The 15,205-nt window shown below is 36.3% G+C and carries 9 protein-coding genes and 1 CRISPR repeat array; of the genes, 6 read left to right on the top strand and 3 right to left on the bottom strand.

Annotated elements, in window-relative coordinates; genetic code table 11:
* The first annotated feature begins 338 nt into the window (after nucleotides 1-338).
* From ACLHG9_RS14375 to ACLHG9_RS14350, 6 genes are all read left to right on the top strand, one after another.
* Nucleotides 339-998 carry a phosphatase PAP2 family protein gene (locus ACLHG9_RS14375; RefSeq protein ID WP_410222195.1) on the top strand — a complete coding sequence of 220 codons (660 nt, stop codon included), beginning with the start codon at nucleotides 339-341 and terminating at the stop codon, nucleotides 996-998.
* A gap of 77 nt (nucleotides 999-1,075) precedes the next feature.
* The gene (msrA, locus tag ACLHG9_RS14370) at nucleotides 1,076-1,675 is read left to right on the top strand and encodes a peptide-methionine (S)-S-oxide reductase MsrA (RefSeq protein WP_410222194.1); all 600 of its coding nucleotides are present in this window, start codon (nucleotides 1,076-1,078) and stop codon (nucleotides 1,673-1,675) included.
* 356 nt (nucleotides 1,676-2,031) lie between these two features.
* Nucleotides 2,032-3,930, top strand: a complete 1,899-nt coding sequence (locus tag ACLHG9_RS14365) for a hypothetical protein (RefSeq protein WP_410222193.1) — start codon at nucleotides 2,032-2,034, stop codon at nucleotides 3,928-3,930.
* Between the two features lie 18 nt (nucleotides 3,931-3,948).
* The gene (locus tag ACLHG9_RS14360) at nucleotides 3,949-4,644 is read left to right on the top strand and encodes a hypothetical protein (protein ID WP_410222192.1); all 696 of its coding nucleotides are present in this window, start codon (nucleotides 3,949-3,951) and stop codon (nucleotides 4,642-4,644) included.
* A 22-nt stretch (nucleotides 4,645-4,666) separates the two neighbouring features.
* A complete protein-coding gene (locus ACLHG9_RS14355) occupies nucleotides 4,667-5,140 on the top strand; it encodes a hypothetical protein (RefSeq protein ID WP_410222191.1) in 474 nt (157 codons plus the stop codon).
* A 218-nt stretch (nucleotides 5,141-5,358) separates the two neighbouring features.
* Nucleotides 5,359-5,808 carry a hypothetical protein gene (locus tag ACLHG9_RS14350; RefSeq protein WP_410222190.1) on the top strand — a complete coding sequence of 150 codons (450 nt, stop codon included), beginning with the start codon at nucleotides 5,359-5,361 and terminating at the stop codon, nucleotides 5,806-5,808.
* An 11-nt stretch (nucleotides 5,809-5,819) separates the two neighbouring features.
* Here the strand turns inward: ACLHG9_RS14350 and ACLHG9_RS14345 are convergent, their stop codons facing one another.
* The 3 genes from ACLHG9_RS14345 to cas1 all read right to left on the bottom strand — a co-directional run bounded on the left by ACLHG9_RS14345 (nucleotide 5,820) and on the right by cas1 (nucleotide 15,202).
* The gene (locus tag ACLHG9_RS14345; protein ID WP_410222189.1) at nucleotides 5,820-6,938 is read right to left on the bottom strand and encodes a TlpA family protein disulfide reductase; all 1,119 of its coding nucleotides are present in this window, start codon (nucleotides 6,936-6,938) and stop codon (nucleotides 5,820-5,822) included.
* Nucleotides 6,939-7,073: 135 nt separating this feature from the next.
* Nucleotides 7,074-13,717: a CRISPR direct-repeat array (repeat unit 46 nt; unit sequence GTTGTGATTTGCTTTCATTCTTTGAACTACTGATATTTACAACAAC).
* A 115-nt stretch (nucleotides 13,718-13,832) separates the two neighbouring features.
* Nucleotides 13,833-14,162: a CRISPR-associated endonuclease Cas2 gene (cas2, locus tag ACLHG9_RS14340; RefSeq protein WP_410222188.1), complete on the bottom strand. Its 330-nt coding sequence runs from the start codon at nucleotides 14,160-14,162 to the stop codon at nucleotides 13,833-13,835.
* A 17-nt stretch (nucleotides 14,163-14,179) separates the two neighbouring features.
* Complete coding sequence (gene cas1, locus ACLHG9_RS14335; protein ID WP_410222187.1) at nucleotides 14,180-15,202, bottom strand: type II CRISPR-associated endonuclease Cas1; 1,023 nt, start codon at nucleotides 15,200-15,202, stop codon at nucleotides 14,180-14,182.
* Nucleotides 15,203-15,205 lie beyond the last annotated feature (3 nt).

Genomic DNA, 15,205 nt, shown 5'->3' with positions numbered 1-15,205 from the left:
ACAAATGCCATTATTTTATTTTTAATTCACACAAATTACTATAAAACAATATTTTAAGTTATTAACAGCGGTAAAGTTGAGAGTCAGAAGTCCGATGACCGAGTTCTGAAGTTGGTATGCCTTTCTATAGTTTAATATCTGCGTCATGCTGTGTGCTCCCTTCACGTCATGCTGAAATTTGTTCAGCATCTTTACCTATAGACCCTGACTACGCAGTAAAACGAGTTCAGAGTGACGACAGTGAATAAAAACCAACGCATTAAATTTCAATTAAATATAATTTGTTATTGATAAAAAGTTTATATTCAATACTTACTTTAGATCAAACTAAAAATCTGATGAAGCAGTTAAGCCTTTTTCTATGCGGTTTAATCTTGTGGTGCAATGCCAAAGCACTGGAAACCGATAGCGTGAGAACTCCTCATTTTAACTATAAAGCGGTATTGGTGCCCGCAGCTTTAATGGTTTCGGGGGTGCTGCTCAATTCCAACAATCCGGAGTCTGTTAAAAACGAGATTGTGGAGTTCCGCAATAACCATATGCCCAACTTCAGGGCCAAAATAGACGATTACCTGCAATTTAGTCCTATTGCAATGGCCTACGGTTTAGATGCTATGGGCGTTGCTTCAAAAAATCCCGCCCAGACCCGTTCTTTTCTACTGCTAAAAGGCGAGGTACTGGCCATAGGCAGCAGTTTTCTTTTAAAAAATATTTGTCGTCAGGTACGTCCGGATGGATCGGGCTTTAATTCTTTTCCTTCGGGACATACCACACAGGCTTTTGCCGCCGCTACTTTTTTAAGTGAAGAATATAAAAGCCGTTATCCCTGGGTGCCTTATGCCGCTTATGGCGTAGCCACTTCTGTTGGCGCCTTGCGCATGGCCAATAACAAACATTATATAAGTGATGTACTGTTTGGTGCCGGACTGGGCATTTTAGCCATGAAAACACCTTACTGGCTTAAACAGAAAAAGCATAGCGCTATACCTCAGTGGTAGGTGGCTAAATCTTACATTCTGCTTACACACTAATACGGGGCTTTTTTCGTAATATTACATGTTAGCCTATATTTAACATGAAAAAGTTATTGCTCATGAGCCTCATCTTATTTTCTATGCTTAACGCCGGTGCCCAGAAACCCAGATTAGAAACCGCCACCTTTGGTATGGGTTGTTTCTGGTGTACCGAAGCTGTTTTTCAACGTTTAAATGGCGTTACCAACGTACGCTCAGGTTATGAGGGCGGGCAATCGCCCAACCCTACTTATGATGAAGTATGCACCGGCCTTACCGGCCATGCCGAAGTGATCGAAATGCAGTATGATCCCGCCAAGATCAGCTACGGAGAACTGTTGGAGGTTTTCTGGAAAACCCATGATCCAACCACGCTTAACCGCCAGGGTGCAGATGTGGGTACACAGTACCGCTCGGTGGTTTTTTACCATAACGAACAGCAAAAAGCCCTGGCCGAAAAATACAAAGCCCTGCTCAATAAAGAAAATGCCTTTGGCAAGCCCGTGGTTACCTCGATCGAAAAAGCGCAGCCTTTTTACGTAGCCGAAAATTACCATCAGGATTATTACCGCCGCAATGGCGAGCAACCTTACTGCCGCCTGGTCATCTTACCTAAATTAGAGAAGTTAGAGAAACTGTTTAAGAACAAGTTGAAGCATTAAAGTTTAATCGTCCGGAGATCGCAGGTTTTGTAGCCGGGAAACTGATAGACAGAAAGCCAGAAGACCGATGACGAAGCCATTGAAGTTAACCCTGAAGATACCAAAAATCTATACAAGAGGGGTCTCTGTAAACATTTGTGCAATCTGATCAGTGCATGTGGCGACTGGAAAAAAGCTAAAAAGCTGGGCGGTACTGCCCCATCCTCTTCTATAGAAAGCACTACAGTTAAGTTTAGTGAGATTTATTTACTCAAAATTTTATGCAATAAACACAAAATATTTATTGTAATTATTTTGTTTATTTGGCATTCAATTGATAACTTGGGTTTGTAACCCAAACTAAACTAATACCCTCAATGACTAAACCCGCGCTTTCGGGCCATAAAAGAGGCTGCCTCTTTTTAGCCTTTCTTGCATTTATTGCAATTGCAGTCCTCTCCTGTAAAAAGGACCTGTTTGATCAAAGTAGAAAAGAACACAGTAATCCTGACCTTGTTAAAAGAAATGCCGGGTACCGCAAAGGTCCGCAGATGGAAAAGGTCAGCTTTAACAATTTCAGGGCTAAAACAGATCTCAATGTCCTGGGCAACGTGGGCAAAATGCTCACAACAGCTAACCCCAAGGCCAAAACAATGGCCGTTAATACGCCAGAAACTTATGAGGGCCTCCAGATCAATACGGATAGTGTTACCATCATAAAAAACGGAGATCGTACCAGTTATATCTTCAGCGTTAAGCTGTCCAATCACAGAGCGATCGTTTTCCAGAACCTAACGGTTGATGTAACTCCCGAGAGAACGCTCACTTTCATCAATACCTATGCACCAACGCAAAAATGGATTGCCAGATGGCGCAGCGGAAACCCGGGCGAGTTTGAGGGAAATATCAGCGTTACTTATTTAAAGTCGGCCTCTACTGGCTTGCCGGGCATAGGCGCTGCATCACCCAATGGTGAGCTGAATAAAAACTCAACAACCAAAGTAATGGGCGGAGCTGTTAAGCCCGGCACATCCGGTAAAACCAGTATGGTTTATCAGGATTGCTATACCACCACTTATTATTACATAACGCCATACACATGTACGGGGGATCATCACTGGCCCTGGGAAGAGTGCAGAATGGAAGGTGATGACAGGGCGGGCTGGCGCATATCATCCAAAGACATTACCGATTGCTATGAATACGATGATGGGATCGGAAGTGGTGGCGGTGCAGGGGGCGGATCGGGAGGTGGTGGCGGAACCTCACCCTCAACTCCACCTGATTATGATCCCTGCGATACCACGCAACCGCCAACAGGCCCAATTCAGGTACATAGCGGCGCTACTGGAGCTAAGCTCATGGTACATCAGGTACCAGACTGTAATGGTAATCCGCCACCTGTTTTACCTCCGGTTGAACCTGTATTTGATGAAAATGAGCCGATAATCTTGCCTTTAGATTTTGAGATTGGCTATCCTTTGGAATATTACGATGATGAAGCTGAATTAGATGCTTTGGCACTTTTATTTGTTCAAGAGAACGCCCCGCTATCAAGTATGATACCCGAAATGTACTACAAAAATGGTGTAAGGGTGGATATGGTAAATGCCCCAGTAAAAGGAAGAACAGCTTTAGGTCATCCTCGAAATGCAACCTATTTCTGGAAACAAGTAATTGAACAAAAGCCACAGATGTTTAGTTCGCAAAATAGACAACGTATTTTAAGTAATCCATCTAAAATGCCAATTGTTGATGCACAATGGATAAAATACAATCCAACTCACAAAAACTTTTTAAACGAGCCATTGCATCATCATCACGAAGGACAAGGAAGATATGCCTATGCAATACCTAGAAAAGTACACCAAAAATGGACTTCTATTTTGCACGAATATAGAAGGACTGGTAAGATACCCGGAATCAGACCAAAGATAAATGGATTGTTAAGTGTTTTTCAAGTATTCACGTTGTTTACTGATATCCAAACAGGAAATCCTGATGCATGGATAAATTGGTTTGGACCACATCAAGATGTAGGTAAACTTTACAAACTGCCAGAGAAAAATGTTTATTTTGAAATAACTCAACAGGTTACCACAAAAGATAATAGCGGTAAAATCATAAAAGCTGTAGTTACTTATGATGTTTATGACGATTATATCTGGGATGAAGATGAAAAGCGTTATATGGGAGTTATTAAATTGGGAACATTTACGGAATATATTAATTTAGAAACTAATACCACTTACGATAGAAACGCCGTTTGGCATTAATATCTAGTATTAAACAATATGACAGATATAATAGAAAGTTTCTTTAAAGCTTTTTTTTCTTTTTCAGACATGAAAGCTGTTTATGTGTTGGGAAAGACCTCGCCCGAGATGATGGCCGAACCTATCGATAGTGAGGGTTGGTATAGATGGAAGCCAATAAATGGAAGAATTAATATCATGGAATATCATGCCGTAGAAGATAAATTCAGTATGAAATTTCCGGAAAGTTTTATTGAGTGGCATAAAGCTTATTTCTTTATGGATGGAGACTGCTCAATCTTGAGATTGCCATATTCTGAACCTAATCGACCATTAGAGCAGCTTATTGATGAATTAGATAATGATTTTGCTAAGCATTTAATTAAACAGAAGTTATACCCTTTTGCACAAGGGGGTAATGATGAGGGAGCTTTGGTATTTGATGCCCGAGAAAAAAGGAGCCATCATGATTATCCGATCAGGGTTTGCTATTATGAATTTCTTTATGATCACGAAGCTATAAGCGAAATCATTTTTTCATCTTTTTCAAAGTTATTGGAATGTATGACCTATTTCCTGAATGAAATTAAAACTCAAAAGGATTACGAAATCATTCCTCATTTCTTATCCATAGACCCAGAGGGAGCAGGTAAGAGCGGCATTGATTATTGGTTAGGATTGGTTGCTTATTATAAAGACAATGCTACATATTTTAATGGGCAACATGATTTATGATGAATTATAAGCGACTTTGTTTATGACTGCAAAAGAATTTGTAAAAGCAATAGCGAGCTTAAAGCCGACAGCAGATGAATTGGCACAACATGGACTTGAAGGTTTCTTCATTGAATATACTTTAAGACAATATGATATTAAGAGGAAATCAAATGCAGAGCATAATGATCCGCTAATAAACTTAGTTATAAACTATGATGTCAGTACCTTAGATGTCAATAACATTTCCTTCCAAGATATAGAAGAAGATGATGAAAATTTGTTTTTCGGTTCTGATACGGGGCCAAATATGCTTGCCCTATATAAACCCAGCGGCAGAATAGTCGCTTACAATCTCGACACGGGCGAGATACTGTTTCATTGCGCAGAAAATTCAGAGAAATTCTTGGATGCTCTTGTAGAAGTTATGAAATTTTCGACAGAAAAATCACGGAGTAACTATACTGAAGAAATGAGAAATGCACGTTCAAAAGAGTTGCTTACATTGCGGCATTAAAGGCTGGAGGTGAAGAATTTGAAGACTATTACAAATCACTACTATGGGTCGACTAAGTTGAGAATAATTTCGACTTAGACAAAAATGATGCGCTAACCTATCAGGGTAAGCACGCTGGCTTTGCGGCATGGTGGTTATTGCAGCACACCAGAGGTTACAAGCCATTTCAAACTAAAGTTACTATTAAAACAAGAATTGAAGGCAGATATTAAGAAGTCATGAAAACGTATTTTAAACCTTTTTTGCTAATTATAGCAGGATTTATCTTTTCCTGTAAGCAAAAGCCATTGGAATTTATCAAGCTGGATCAATTCTCAAAAATTGATACGATGCCTGATAATGGAAAGCCATATTACTATAAGAAAGATGTTTACATTGTAAAAAACTATAAAGACAATCTTCAAAATGAACGGACTGTTGACAGCTTTGCCTATAAAAACAGAGCTAAAGATCTGGCAAACTATACCGGATACAAAATAGTCGTTTACAAATATTCAGATAAGACCAATAAAGAAAACCTTAAAATGAACCCGGGAGATTTTGATGATTATACCTTTGATAATGATATGTTATATATATATGACTGGGGCGGTGGCACATGGTCAGGGAAAATGAAATTTAAAGGCAGAGAAACCGTTGAGGCCCAGCAAATGATAAGAGAAGATTAAATTACTCTTCCCTATCCTTCAAACAATTCTTTAATCTTTTGTTCAAATTTAAGCAGCTCGTGGTCGGTATCATCTGAGTTATAAAAGATCTTCCCGGCTTTGTCAATAATGAGGTAACTGGGTATGGCATATACCCCAAAAGACTTTGAAATTTTAGATTTGCCCGGCGCCTGTAATTCAGAAACATTGATCCAGTCTAACTGATGTTCTTTTACATGCTTTTTCCATAGATCTGTTTTATTATCATCGTTAAAATAGATTACTTTCAAACCCTTGCTTTTATACTGATCGTAAATGTGCTTCAGTTTAGGCAATTGCGCCTGACAAGGAATGCACCAGGTGGCAGAAAAAGCAATGATATAAATTTGTCCCGCAAGGCTCTTGTTTGAAAAAGCTTTACCATTAATATCGTTCACGGTAAAGGGCAGTACTTCTTTACCTGTCTTGGCCGCAGTTATGCTTTTAATAATTTCCAGGTTATCTTTTAAGACCTGCTCACCCAGAGGTGTTGCCTGTAAAGCAGGGTCGAGCTTTTTAAGCGTAGCCAGCACAGCATTAGAGAATGCTATAGATCGGTTAGACCCACTGATCTGGTAAAGTGTGATGAGGCTGTAATAATTACCGGGATTTTTTTCTATGAGGTTCAGGCTCCACATAAAAAAGTCGTTCATTTCCTTAACAGGCAATGTACGGGCTTCTTTATTGCCGCTGGTTTCGCGGTACTGCCTCATCTGATCAACAAACCTATCGGCCATGGCCTTTCGTATGGCATAACCTTTGGCTTCAAAAGCTGTAATCGCCAGTTTGTTATCTGCAAAAGCTATATTAAAAACATTCTTCCCGCTGTCTATAACCAGGGTCTGCCTTATGGTGTTACCTGCTATTTTCACTCCTATGCTGGCCATATTAGCGGGCTGGCCCAGCTCAAAAACAAAGGTATTTACCCCCTTTTGTAAGGTTTGCTTTTGGCTTTGAATAAAGCTAAAACCTTTATTATCCTGTATATTCAGCTCAAGGGTCTTGCCTTCTAAATTGGTGGCAGTAATTTCAACTATAGCTTTAAGCTGCGCTAAACCATTTAGGCTAATAAACAGCAGTAAGGCAGAAAGCAGGTGTTTCAGGTTTAGCATTAAAACTGGGTTTGATTTAAAAATAAGCATTTAAATTTTAATCAAAATATTTTGTGGTATCTTTAATGATAGAATTATTATTGAACTACTGATATTTACAACAACCTATTTTACTTTCTATTTTACTTTCTATTTGTTGTGATTTGCTTTCATTCTTTGAACTACTGATATTTACAACAACCCTAAAACCGGTATATGTAGGAGGACTGTGTTGTGATTTGCTTTCATTCTTTGAACTACTGATATTTACAACAACTAACAACACGTATTTTAGAAAATTATACTCGTTGTGATTTGCTTTCATTCTTTGAACTACTGATATTTACAACAACTTAAAAACAGCCAAAGAACCTCTTACGCCGTTGTGATTTGCTTTCATTCTTTGAACTACTGATATTTACAACAACTGTATATATCTTCTTCCGATAATAACGTGGTTGTGATTTGCTTTCATTCTTTGAACTACTGATATTTACAACAACTGGCGCAGGACGCAATCGACACCGTTTTTAGTTGTGATTTGCTTTCATTCTTTGAACTACTGATATTTACAACAACAAAAATCAAAAAAAATGAACACTACAGTACGTTGTGATTTGCTTTCATTCTTTGAACTACTGATATTTACAACAACAAATCGAAAGATTACAAAAAATGATTGACCGTTGTGATTTGCTTTCATTCTTTGAACTACTGATATTTACAACAACAAAACACTGAAATTAATATAACCTATGATTGTTGTGATTTGCTTTCATTCTTTGAACTACTGATATTTACAACAACTAACCTTTGAAGATATACAGAGAGGATATTGTTGTGATTTGCTTTCATTCTTTGAACTACTGATATTTACAACAACCTACTATAGTTGCCAGTTGTGCATCACTCAGTTGTGATTTGCTTTCATTCTTTGAACTACTGATATTTACAACAACTAAATAAATTAAAAAAACAACTAAAAATAGGTTGTGATTTGCTTTCATTCTTTTAACTAATGATATTTACAACAACCTACTAGGAGATAGCCTAGAAGATACACTGTTGTGATTTGCTTTCATTCTTTGAACTACTGATATTTACAACAACAAGCCCTTTTTATGGACATTTAGATTACAAGTTGTGATTTGCTTTCATTCTTTGAACTACTGATATTTACAACAACTAGGATTAATAACAGAACAAGCAAAAAACCGTTGTGATTTGCTTTCATTCTTTGAACTACTGATATTTACAACAACCTTAGCTTTTTCTTTTGATTTAAGACTATGTTGTGATTTGCTTTCATTCTTTGAACTACTGATATTTACAACAACAAAATGCGGATAGTCCACATATCAAATACCGTTGTGATTTGCTTTCATTCTTTGAACTACTGATATTTACAACAACCATTCTTTGGGGACAGCTACAACCAGATAAGTTGTGATTTGCTTTCATTCTTTGAACTACTGATATTTACAACAACAAAAGCAGATAAAATAATTTAAAAACGTACGTTGTGATTTGCTTTCATTCTTTGAACTACTGATATTTACAACAACTAATCCTTAGATCAGGTGATAACATATATTGTTGTGATTTGCTTTCATTCTTTGAACTACTGATATTTACAACAACGCTGGGATTAGACAGATGATCTACCAAAGTGTTGTGATTTGCTTTCATTCTTTGAACTACTGATATTTACAACAACACTACTAGGAGATAGCCTAGAAGATACGCTGTTGTGATTTGCTTTCATTCTTTGAACTACTGATATTTACAACAACTCCAGCTTCCATAAGCATTGGATCCATTGGGTTGTGATTTGCTTTCATTCTTTGAACTACTGATATTTACAACAACATAGTCAATTATATGGAAGTATCATTTGGTGTTGTGATTTGCTTTCATTCTTTGAACTACTGATATTTACAACAACGTATAAGAATATGAACTACGAGGATTTTCTGTTGTGATTTGCTTTCATTCTTTGAACTACTGATATTTACAACAACCAGGTACTGATCTATTGTAAACCTGAATTCGTTGTGATTTGCTTTCATTCTTTGAACTACTGATATTTACAACAACAAAATTATCACGATCATGATCAAAGTAGCTGTTGTGATTTGCTTTCATTCTTTGAACTACTGATATTTACAACAACTTTCTACATACACCAACTTTACCAATGTATGTTGTGATTTGCTTTCATTCTTTGAACTACTGATATTTACAACAACTGGATGCCTGGGATGCTTTTGTAGTTTTACGTTGTGATTTGCTTTCATTCTTTGAACTACTGATATTTACAACAACCAAATGAACTTTCGGCAAGCTCTTGAATTTGTTGTGATTTGCTTTCATTCTTTGAACTACTGATATTTACAACAACAAGTTATTATTAAATTTCCCTTCTCCAAACGTTGTGATTTGCTTTCATTCTTTGAACTACTGATATTTACAACAACCTTAAGCCTCTAAAAAATCAGCCAAAAATTGTTGTGATTTGCTTTCATTCTTTGAACTACTGATATTTACAACAACCTATCTCTTACGACGAGGTTTCGAGAGTTGGTTGTGATTTGCTTTCATTCTTTGAACTACTGATATTTACAACAACATGAAATTATGGAAGGGTTCACAGTAGACGGTTGTGATTTGCTTTCATTCTTTGAACTACTGATATTTACAACAACTCCCAATTAACAATTAATTTGTTTTCTTGTGTTGTGATTTGCTTTCATTCTTTGAACTACTGATATTTACAACAACTTATTGAGCCAATGAAAAAATGGCTACAGTGTTGTGATTTGCTTTCATTCTTTGAACTACTGATATTTACAACAACAGAAAGTGAGGTTTAATTAATTCTATAGCTGTTGTGATTTGCTTTCATTCTTTGAACTACTGATATTTACAACAACATACGTGGAATTTAAAACAAGCACAGGCACGTTGTGATTTGCTTTCATTCTTTGAACTACTGATATTTACAACAACACATGCTTAAATTGCTTTGAACACATATCGTTGTGATTTGCTTTCATTCTTTGAACTACTGATATTTACAACAACAAAGTTCCATTCATTTATAGGTGGCGTTGCGTTGTGATTTGCTTTCATTCTTTGAACTACTGATATTTACAACAACTAAATATGAAATGAACCTTGTTGCCTTTAGTTGTGATTTGCTTTCATTCTTTGAACTACTGATATTTACAACAACTACTCATAAGGGAGAAATTTATAAAAACCTGTTGTGATTTGCTTTCATTCTTTGAACTACTGATATTTACAACAACGTTTGTAGTACATGATGTAGTAGATCAGGTGTTGTGATTTGCTTTCATTCTTTGAACTACTGATATTTACAACAACAGTGGTATGTGATGGTCAAAACAGAATGGCGTTGTGATTTGCTTTCATTCTTTGAACTACTGATATTTACAACAACAGTCAATTTATTGCAAACGCATTTATGAGTGTTGTGATTTGCTTTCATTCTTTGAACTACTGATATTTACAACAACAAGGCGGACCAGGATAATTCAAAGCTACGTGTTGTGATTTGCTTTCATTCTTTGAACTACTGATATTTACAACAACCCAAAGGAAGGGCAAAAAGACACACATATCGTTGTGATTTGCTTTCATTCTTTGAACTACTGATATTTACAACAACTTTCCTAAGCGTGAGGTTATCCACGAAAAGGTTGTGATTTGCTTTCATTCTTTGAACTACTGATATTTACAACAACTTGTTGTTATTACTACCTTTGGACTGTCTTGTTGTGATTTGCTTTCATTCTTTGAACTACTGATATTTACAACAACACCACCCTCGAACAAATACTTAGCAGCATGTTGTGATTTGCTTTCATTCTTTGAACTACTGATATTTACAACAACATACTTTGGATGGAAAGAAGCGGTTAAGAAGTTGTGATTTGCTTTCATTCTTTGAACTACTGATATTTACAACAACCTCAAGTCTATTGATTGATAATTCAGAATTGTTGTGATTTGCTTTCATTCTTTGAACTACTGATATTTACAACAACATGCGCTTTATTTGTTTTTCCATAAAAATAGTTGTGATTTGCTTTCATTCTTTGAACTACTGATATTTACAACAACAAGAATTTTCAGAACTGCATAAATGAACAGTTGTGATTTGCTTTCATTCTTTGAACTACTGATATTTACAACAACACACGTTGAGTAAGGATCAGAAGACCGACCGTTGTGATTTGCTTTCATTCTTTGAACTACTGATATTTACAACAACTAATCTTGCTAGCCAATCCAATAGCCGCATGTTGTGATTTGCTTTCATTCTTTGAACTACTGATATTTACAACAACTTTACAGCTAAATAAAGCTAAGCAAAGGATGTTGTGATTTGCTTTCATTCTTTGAACTACTGATATTTACAACAACGTAAGGTTTTAGCTCCCATCCTGCCTGATCGTTGTGATTTGCTTTCATTCTTTGAACTACTGATATTTACAACAACCATTGAAGCTATCTGAATACGGTAGTAATGTTGTGATTTGCTTTCATTCTTTGAACTACTGATATTTACAACAACGTATATCAGGCGGAGTATTGACAGATGAATGTTGTGATTTGCTTTCATTCTTTGAACTACTGATATTTACAACAACTACATATTTCCGGTGGAAATACAGAAGAGAGTTGTGATTTGCTTTCATTCTTTGAACTACTGATATTTACAACAACATAGGCGCTTTCAAAGTGTCAGCATCAACCGTTGTGATTTGCTTTCATTCTTTGAACTACTGATATTTACAACAACTTAACGATCTATCTCGGTTCTTGCCATTACGTTGTGATTTGCTTTCATTCTTTGAACTACTGATATTTACAACAACTAGAACAAATACAGATAAAGCAACCGGAGGTTGTGATTTGCTTTCATTCTTTGAACTACTGATATTTACAACAACCCTAGTATAAATAATATAATTTATCCATTGTTGTGATTTGCTTTCATTCTTTGAACTACTGATATTTACAACAACTTATTGCTAGGGATTTAGGATTAGCAGATAGTTGTGATTTGCTTTCATTCTTTGAACTACTGATATTTACAACAACTCGCTGGCGATGATAACCGAATACTGTTCTGTTGTGATTTGCTTTCATTCTTTGAACTACTGATATTTACAACAACTGTTTTGACTTAATTAAACAACTTCCCGACGTTGTGATTTGCTTTCATTCTTTGAACTACTGATATTTACAACAACATATACCCGACAAAAAATACGATGACCAATGTTGTGATTTGCTTTCATTCTTTGAACTACTGATATTTACAACAACCAAGCAGTCTAACAAAGTAGACCAGAAAGAGTTGTGATTTGCTTTCATTCTTTGAACTACTGATATTTACAACAACTCTAATTTTATAACTGCCTTATCTCGTTCCGTTGTGATTTGCTTTCATTCTTTGAACTACTGATATTTACAACAACTATTCACAGCGCCAAACAGTTAAAATAGAAGTTGTGATTTGCTTTCATTCTTTGAACTACTGATATTTACAACAACATGCCACCAACCTTATCAAAGCATTCTCGTGTTGTGATTTGCTTTCATTCTTTGAACTACTGATATTTACAACAACAAGCAGAGATAACAGTAGTTGATATTCATTGTTGTGATTTGCTTTCATTCTTTGAACTACTGATATTTACAACAACCTTTACTATTATTGAGGGGGTAAGAACTACGTTGTGATTTGCTTTCATTCTTTGAACTACTGATATTTACAACAACAATATTCAAAATATAAAGGCAAGCGAACAGTTGTGATTTGCTTTCATTCTTTGAACTACTGATATTTACAACAACTTTGATTTGCATTTATATCCCATATTGGTAGTTGTGATTTGCTTTCATTCTTTGAACTACTGATATTTACAACAACCTCTTGTTTCAACACCATTTCAGGCTTATCGTTGTGATTTGCTTTCATTCTTTGAACTACTGATATTTACAACAACAGAGCGGGCAACTTTTAATTGTCGACACTGTTGTGATTTGCTTTCATTCTTTGAACTACTGATATTTACAACAACTTAGTAACTCGTTGAAGTATATCTTCATATGTTGTGATTTGCTTTCATTCTTTGAACTACTGATATTTACAACAACCAGTCTCAAACCTACCGTTAAAATGAGAGTGTTGTGATTTGCTTTCATTCTTTGAACTACTGATATTTACAACAACATTAAGTTTACCAATGCTAAGATGGTGCTCGTTGTGATTTGCTTTCATTCTTTGAACTACTGATATTTACAACAACTTTTCTTCCATAATAAAAAACGTTAATCCGTTGTGATTTGCTTTCATTCTTTGAACTACTGATATTTACAACAACCGAAACGGCTTGCGATATATCTATAGATGGGTTGTGATTTGCTTTCATTCTTTGAACTACTGATATTTACAACAACTTTTTCGTTTGGGTAAATAGTAGCCGTACTAGTTGTGATTTGCTTTCATTCTTTGAACTACTGATATTTACAACAACCTAAGGCAAAGACCAACAACGAGGCTGCAAGTTGTGATTTGCTTTCATTCTTTGAACTACTGATATTTACAACAACATAACACTAGATCCGGTATAACCAACAAAAGTTGTGATTTGCTTTCATTCTTTGAACTACTGATATTTACAACAACTATTTGACCGATTATTCACTCGTGGCATAAGTTGTGATTTGCTTTCATTCTTTGAACTACTGATATTTACAACAACATACCATAGTTCAAAAAACTAAAAATCAGCCAGTTAAACCAAAAATTAGCATTAAAAAATCCGATGATAAAAATTCATCGGATTTTATTCTAATTGGATTTTATCCATCCTATTCTTAAAACAATTCCAGTTGCTGTGGCGTATTAGGCAAGGATTTTTCTTCTTTTCCATAAAAAAGTTCCATCATGCCAAATTGCTTATCGGTTACGGTCATCATACCCACATGCCCTTTAGGAGGCAATATCCTTTTGATACGCTTAATGTGTACATCTGCATTTTCTCTACTGCTGCAATGGCGCAGATAAATAGAAAACTGGAACATGCTAAAGCCATCTCGCAACATTTCTTTGCGAAACTTGCTGGCATATTTCCGATCTTTTTGGGTTTCGGTTGGTAAATCAAAAAAAACAAGTATCCACAAAATACGATATTCATTTAAACGCATACCATAAAAATACTCTGTTAAAATGGTAACCCGTCTCCTTCATCATCTGGCTTGTCTTCCTTACTTTCGGCTACCATAGGCAGTTCTCCATCATTCAATCTATAATGTCTGGCTTGTTTATCAAAGTTCTTCATTTGAGGGTACACTATTTTACGTACGCTACCCTCATAACACTTTGCCAATGAAGCCGTTGTTTGCTGTAAGCCTACCATTAAAGGACTTTTGCCTTTATCAAACAATACATCTACCGCAGCAATGCCCAACAATTGCGATTTAATGGACTGGCCCAATTCTAAAAAATTTTCTCCCCGATCTATAATCCCCAGTACAAGCTCATCTACATAAGGCCGGTAAGGCTCCATCACATCATCGGCCAAACAATAGGCATTGTATTTATTGCGGTGGTGTATGCCCAATGTAGGCAAAAGGCCCGAACTTACCAGTCCTCTGGCTACAATAGCCCGTAAAATGGCATAACCATAATTGAGGAGGTTATTGGGTGGGTCTCCCTCTCGGCCCCTAAAAAACTCCATCTTTTTAGGAAACACATTTTGCCAATAATAGGCTGCGGCTCTTGCTTCATAATTATCCGGGTCACCCGATTTTACCGACCTGGCCCAGTACAGCATATTTTCGCAATTAATACCTCTGTTATAAAGTACCGCGGCCTGGTTTAAGATCTTAGCCTGTATAGTTTGTTGCCACAAATTCTTTTTTAGGGGTTGCGTAGCATCAATCTGGTATCTAAACCGCTCGCTTTGGGTATTGTGCCCATCTAAAGGCAGTAATAAACCTGTAGGTAAATGGCTGGCGTTACAGGTAACAATAGCCGCATTGTTTTCTAGCAAAGCAGCCATACAAGCCTGTGTAATGGTAATTTGCTGATGATCTAGTATTACCATTCCAATATCTTCAACAGCTACAGATTTTTTGCTTTCATTTTCACCCAACACTTTTAAATGAGGCAAATCTATTTGCAATTGCCCTTGCTTTAGATTAAGATAAGCCGGATTGGAAAAAAGAAGCGTTCGTTTAATCATAGG

The organism is Pedobacter sp. (assembly GCF_046462515.1).
In the GTDB taxonomy this organism is placed as follows: Bacteria; Bacteroidota; Bacteroidia; order Sphingobacteriales; family Sphingobacteriaceae; genus Pedobacter.
Note: the sequence above shows the minus strand (reverse complement) of the source record. Positions and strands in the feature narration are given on the sequence as shown.

Bases quoted from the DNA above. Each gene is read 5' to 3' on its own strand.
- ACLHG9_RS14360 (WP_410222192.1), top strand. From the start codon at position 3,949: ATGACAGATATAATAGAAAGTTTCTTTAAAGCTTTTTTTTCTTTTTCA.
- ACLHG9_RS14375 (WP_410222195.1), top strand. From the start codon at position 339: ATGAAGCAGTTAAGCCTTTTTCTATGCGGTTTAATCTTGTGGTGCAAT.
- cas1 (WP_410222187.1), bottom strand. From the start codon at position 15,202: ATGATTAAACGAACGCTTCTTTTTTCCAATCCGGCTTATCTTAATCTA.
- ACLHG9_RS14345 (WP_410222189.1), bottom strand. From the start codon at position 6,938: ATGCTAAACCTGAAACACCTGCTTTCTGCCTTACTGCTGTTTATTAGC.
- cas2 (WP_410222188.1), bottom strand. From the start codon at position 14,162: ATGCGTTTAAATGAATATCGTATTTTGTGGATACTTGTTTTTTTTGAT.
- msrA (WP_410222194.1), top strand. From the start codon at position 1,076: ATGAAAAAGTTATTGCTCATGAGCCTCATCTTATTTTCTATGCTTAAC.
- ACLHG9_RS14365 (WP_410222193.1), top strand. From the start codon at position 2,032: ATGACTAAACCCGCGCTTTCGGGCCATAAAAGAGGCTGCCTCTTTTTA.
- ACLHG9_RS14350 (WP_410222190.1), top strand. From the start codon at position 5,359: ATGAAAACGTATTTTAAACCTTTTTTGCTAATTATAGCAGGATTTATC.
- ACLHG9_RS14355 (WP_410222191.1), top strand. From the start codon at position 4,667: ATGACTGCAAAAGAATTTGTAAAAGCAATAGCGAGCTTAAAGCCGACA.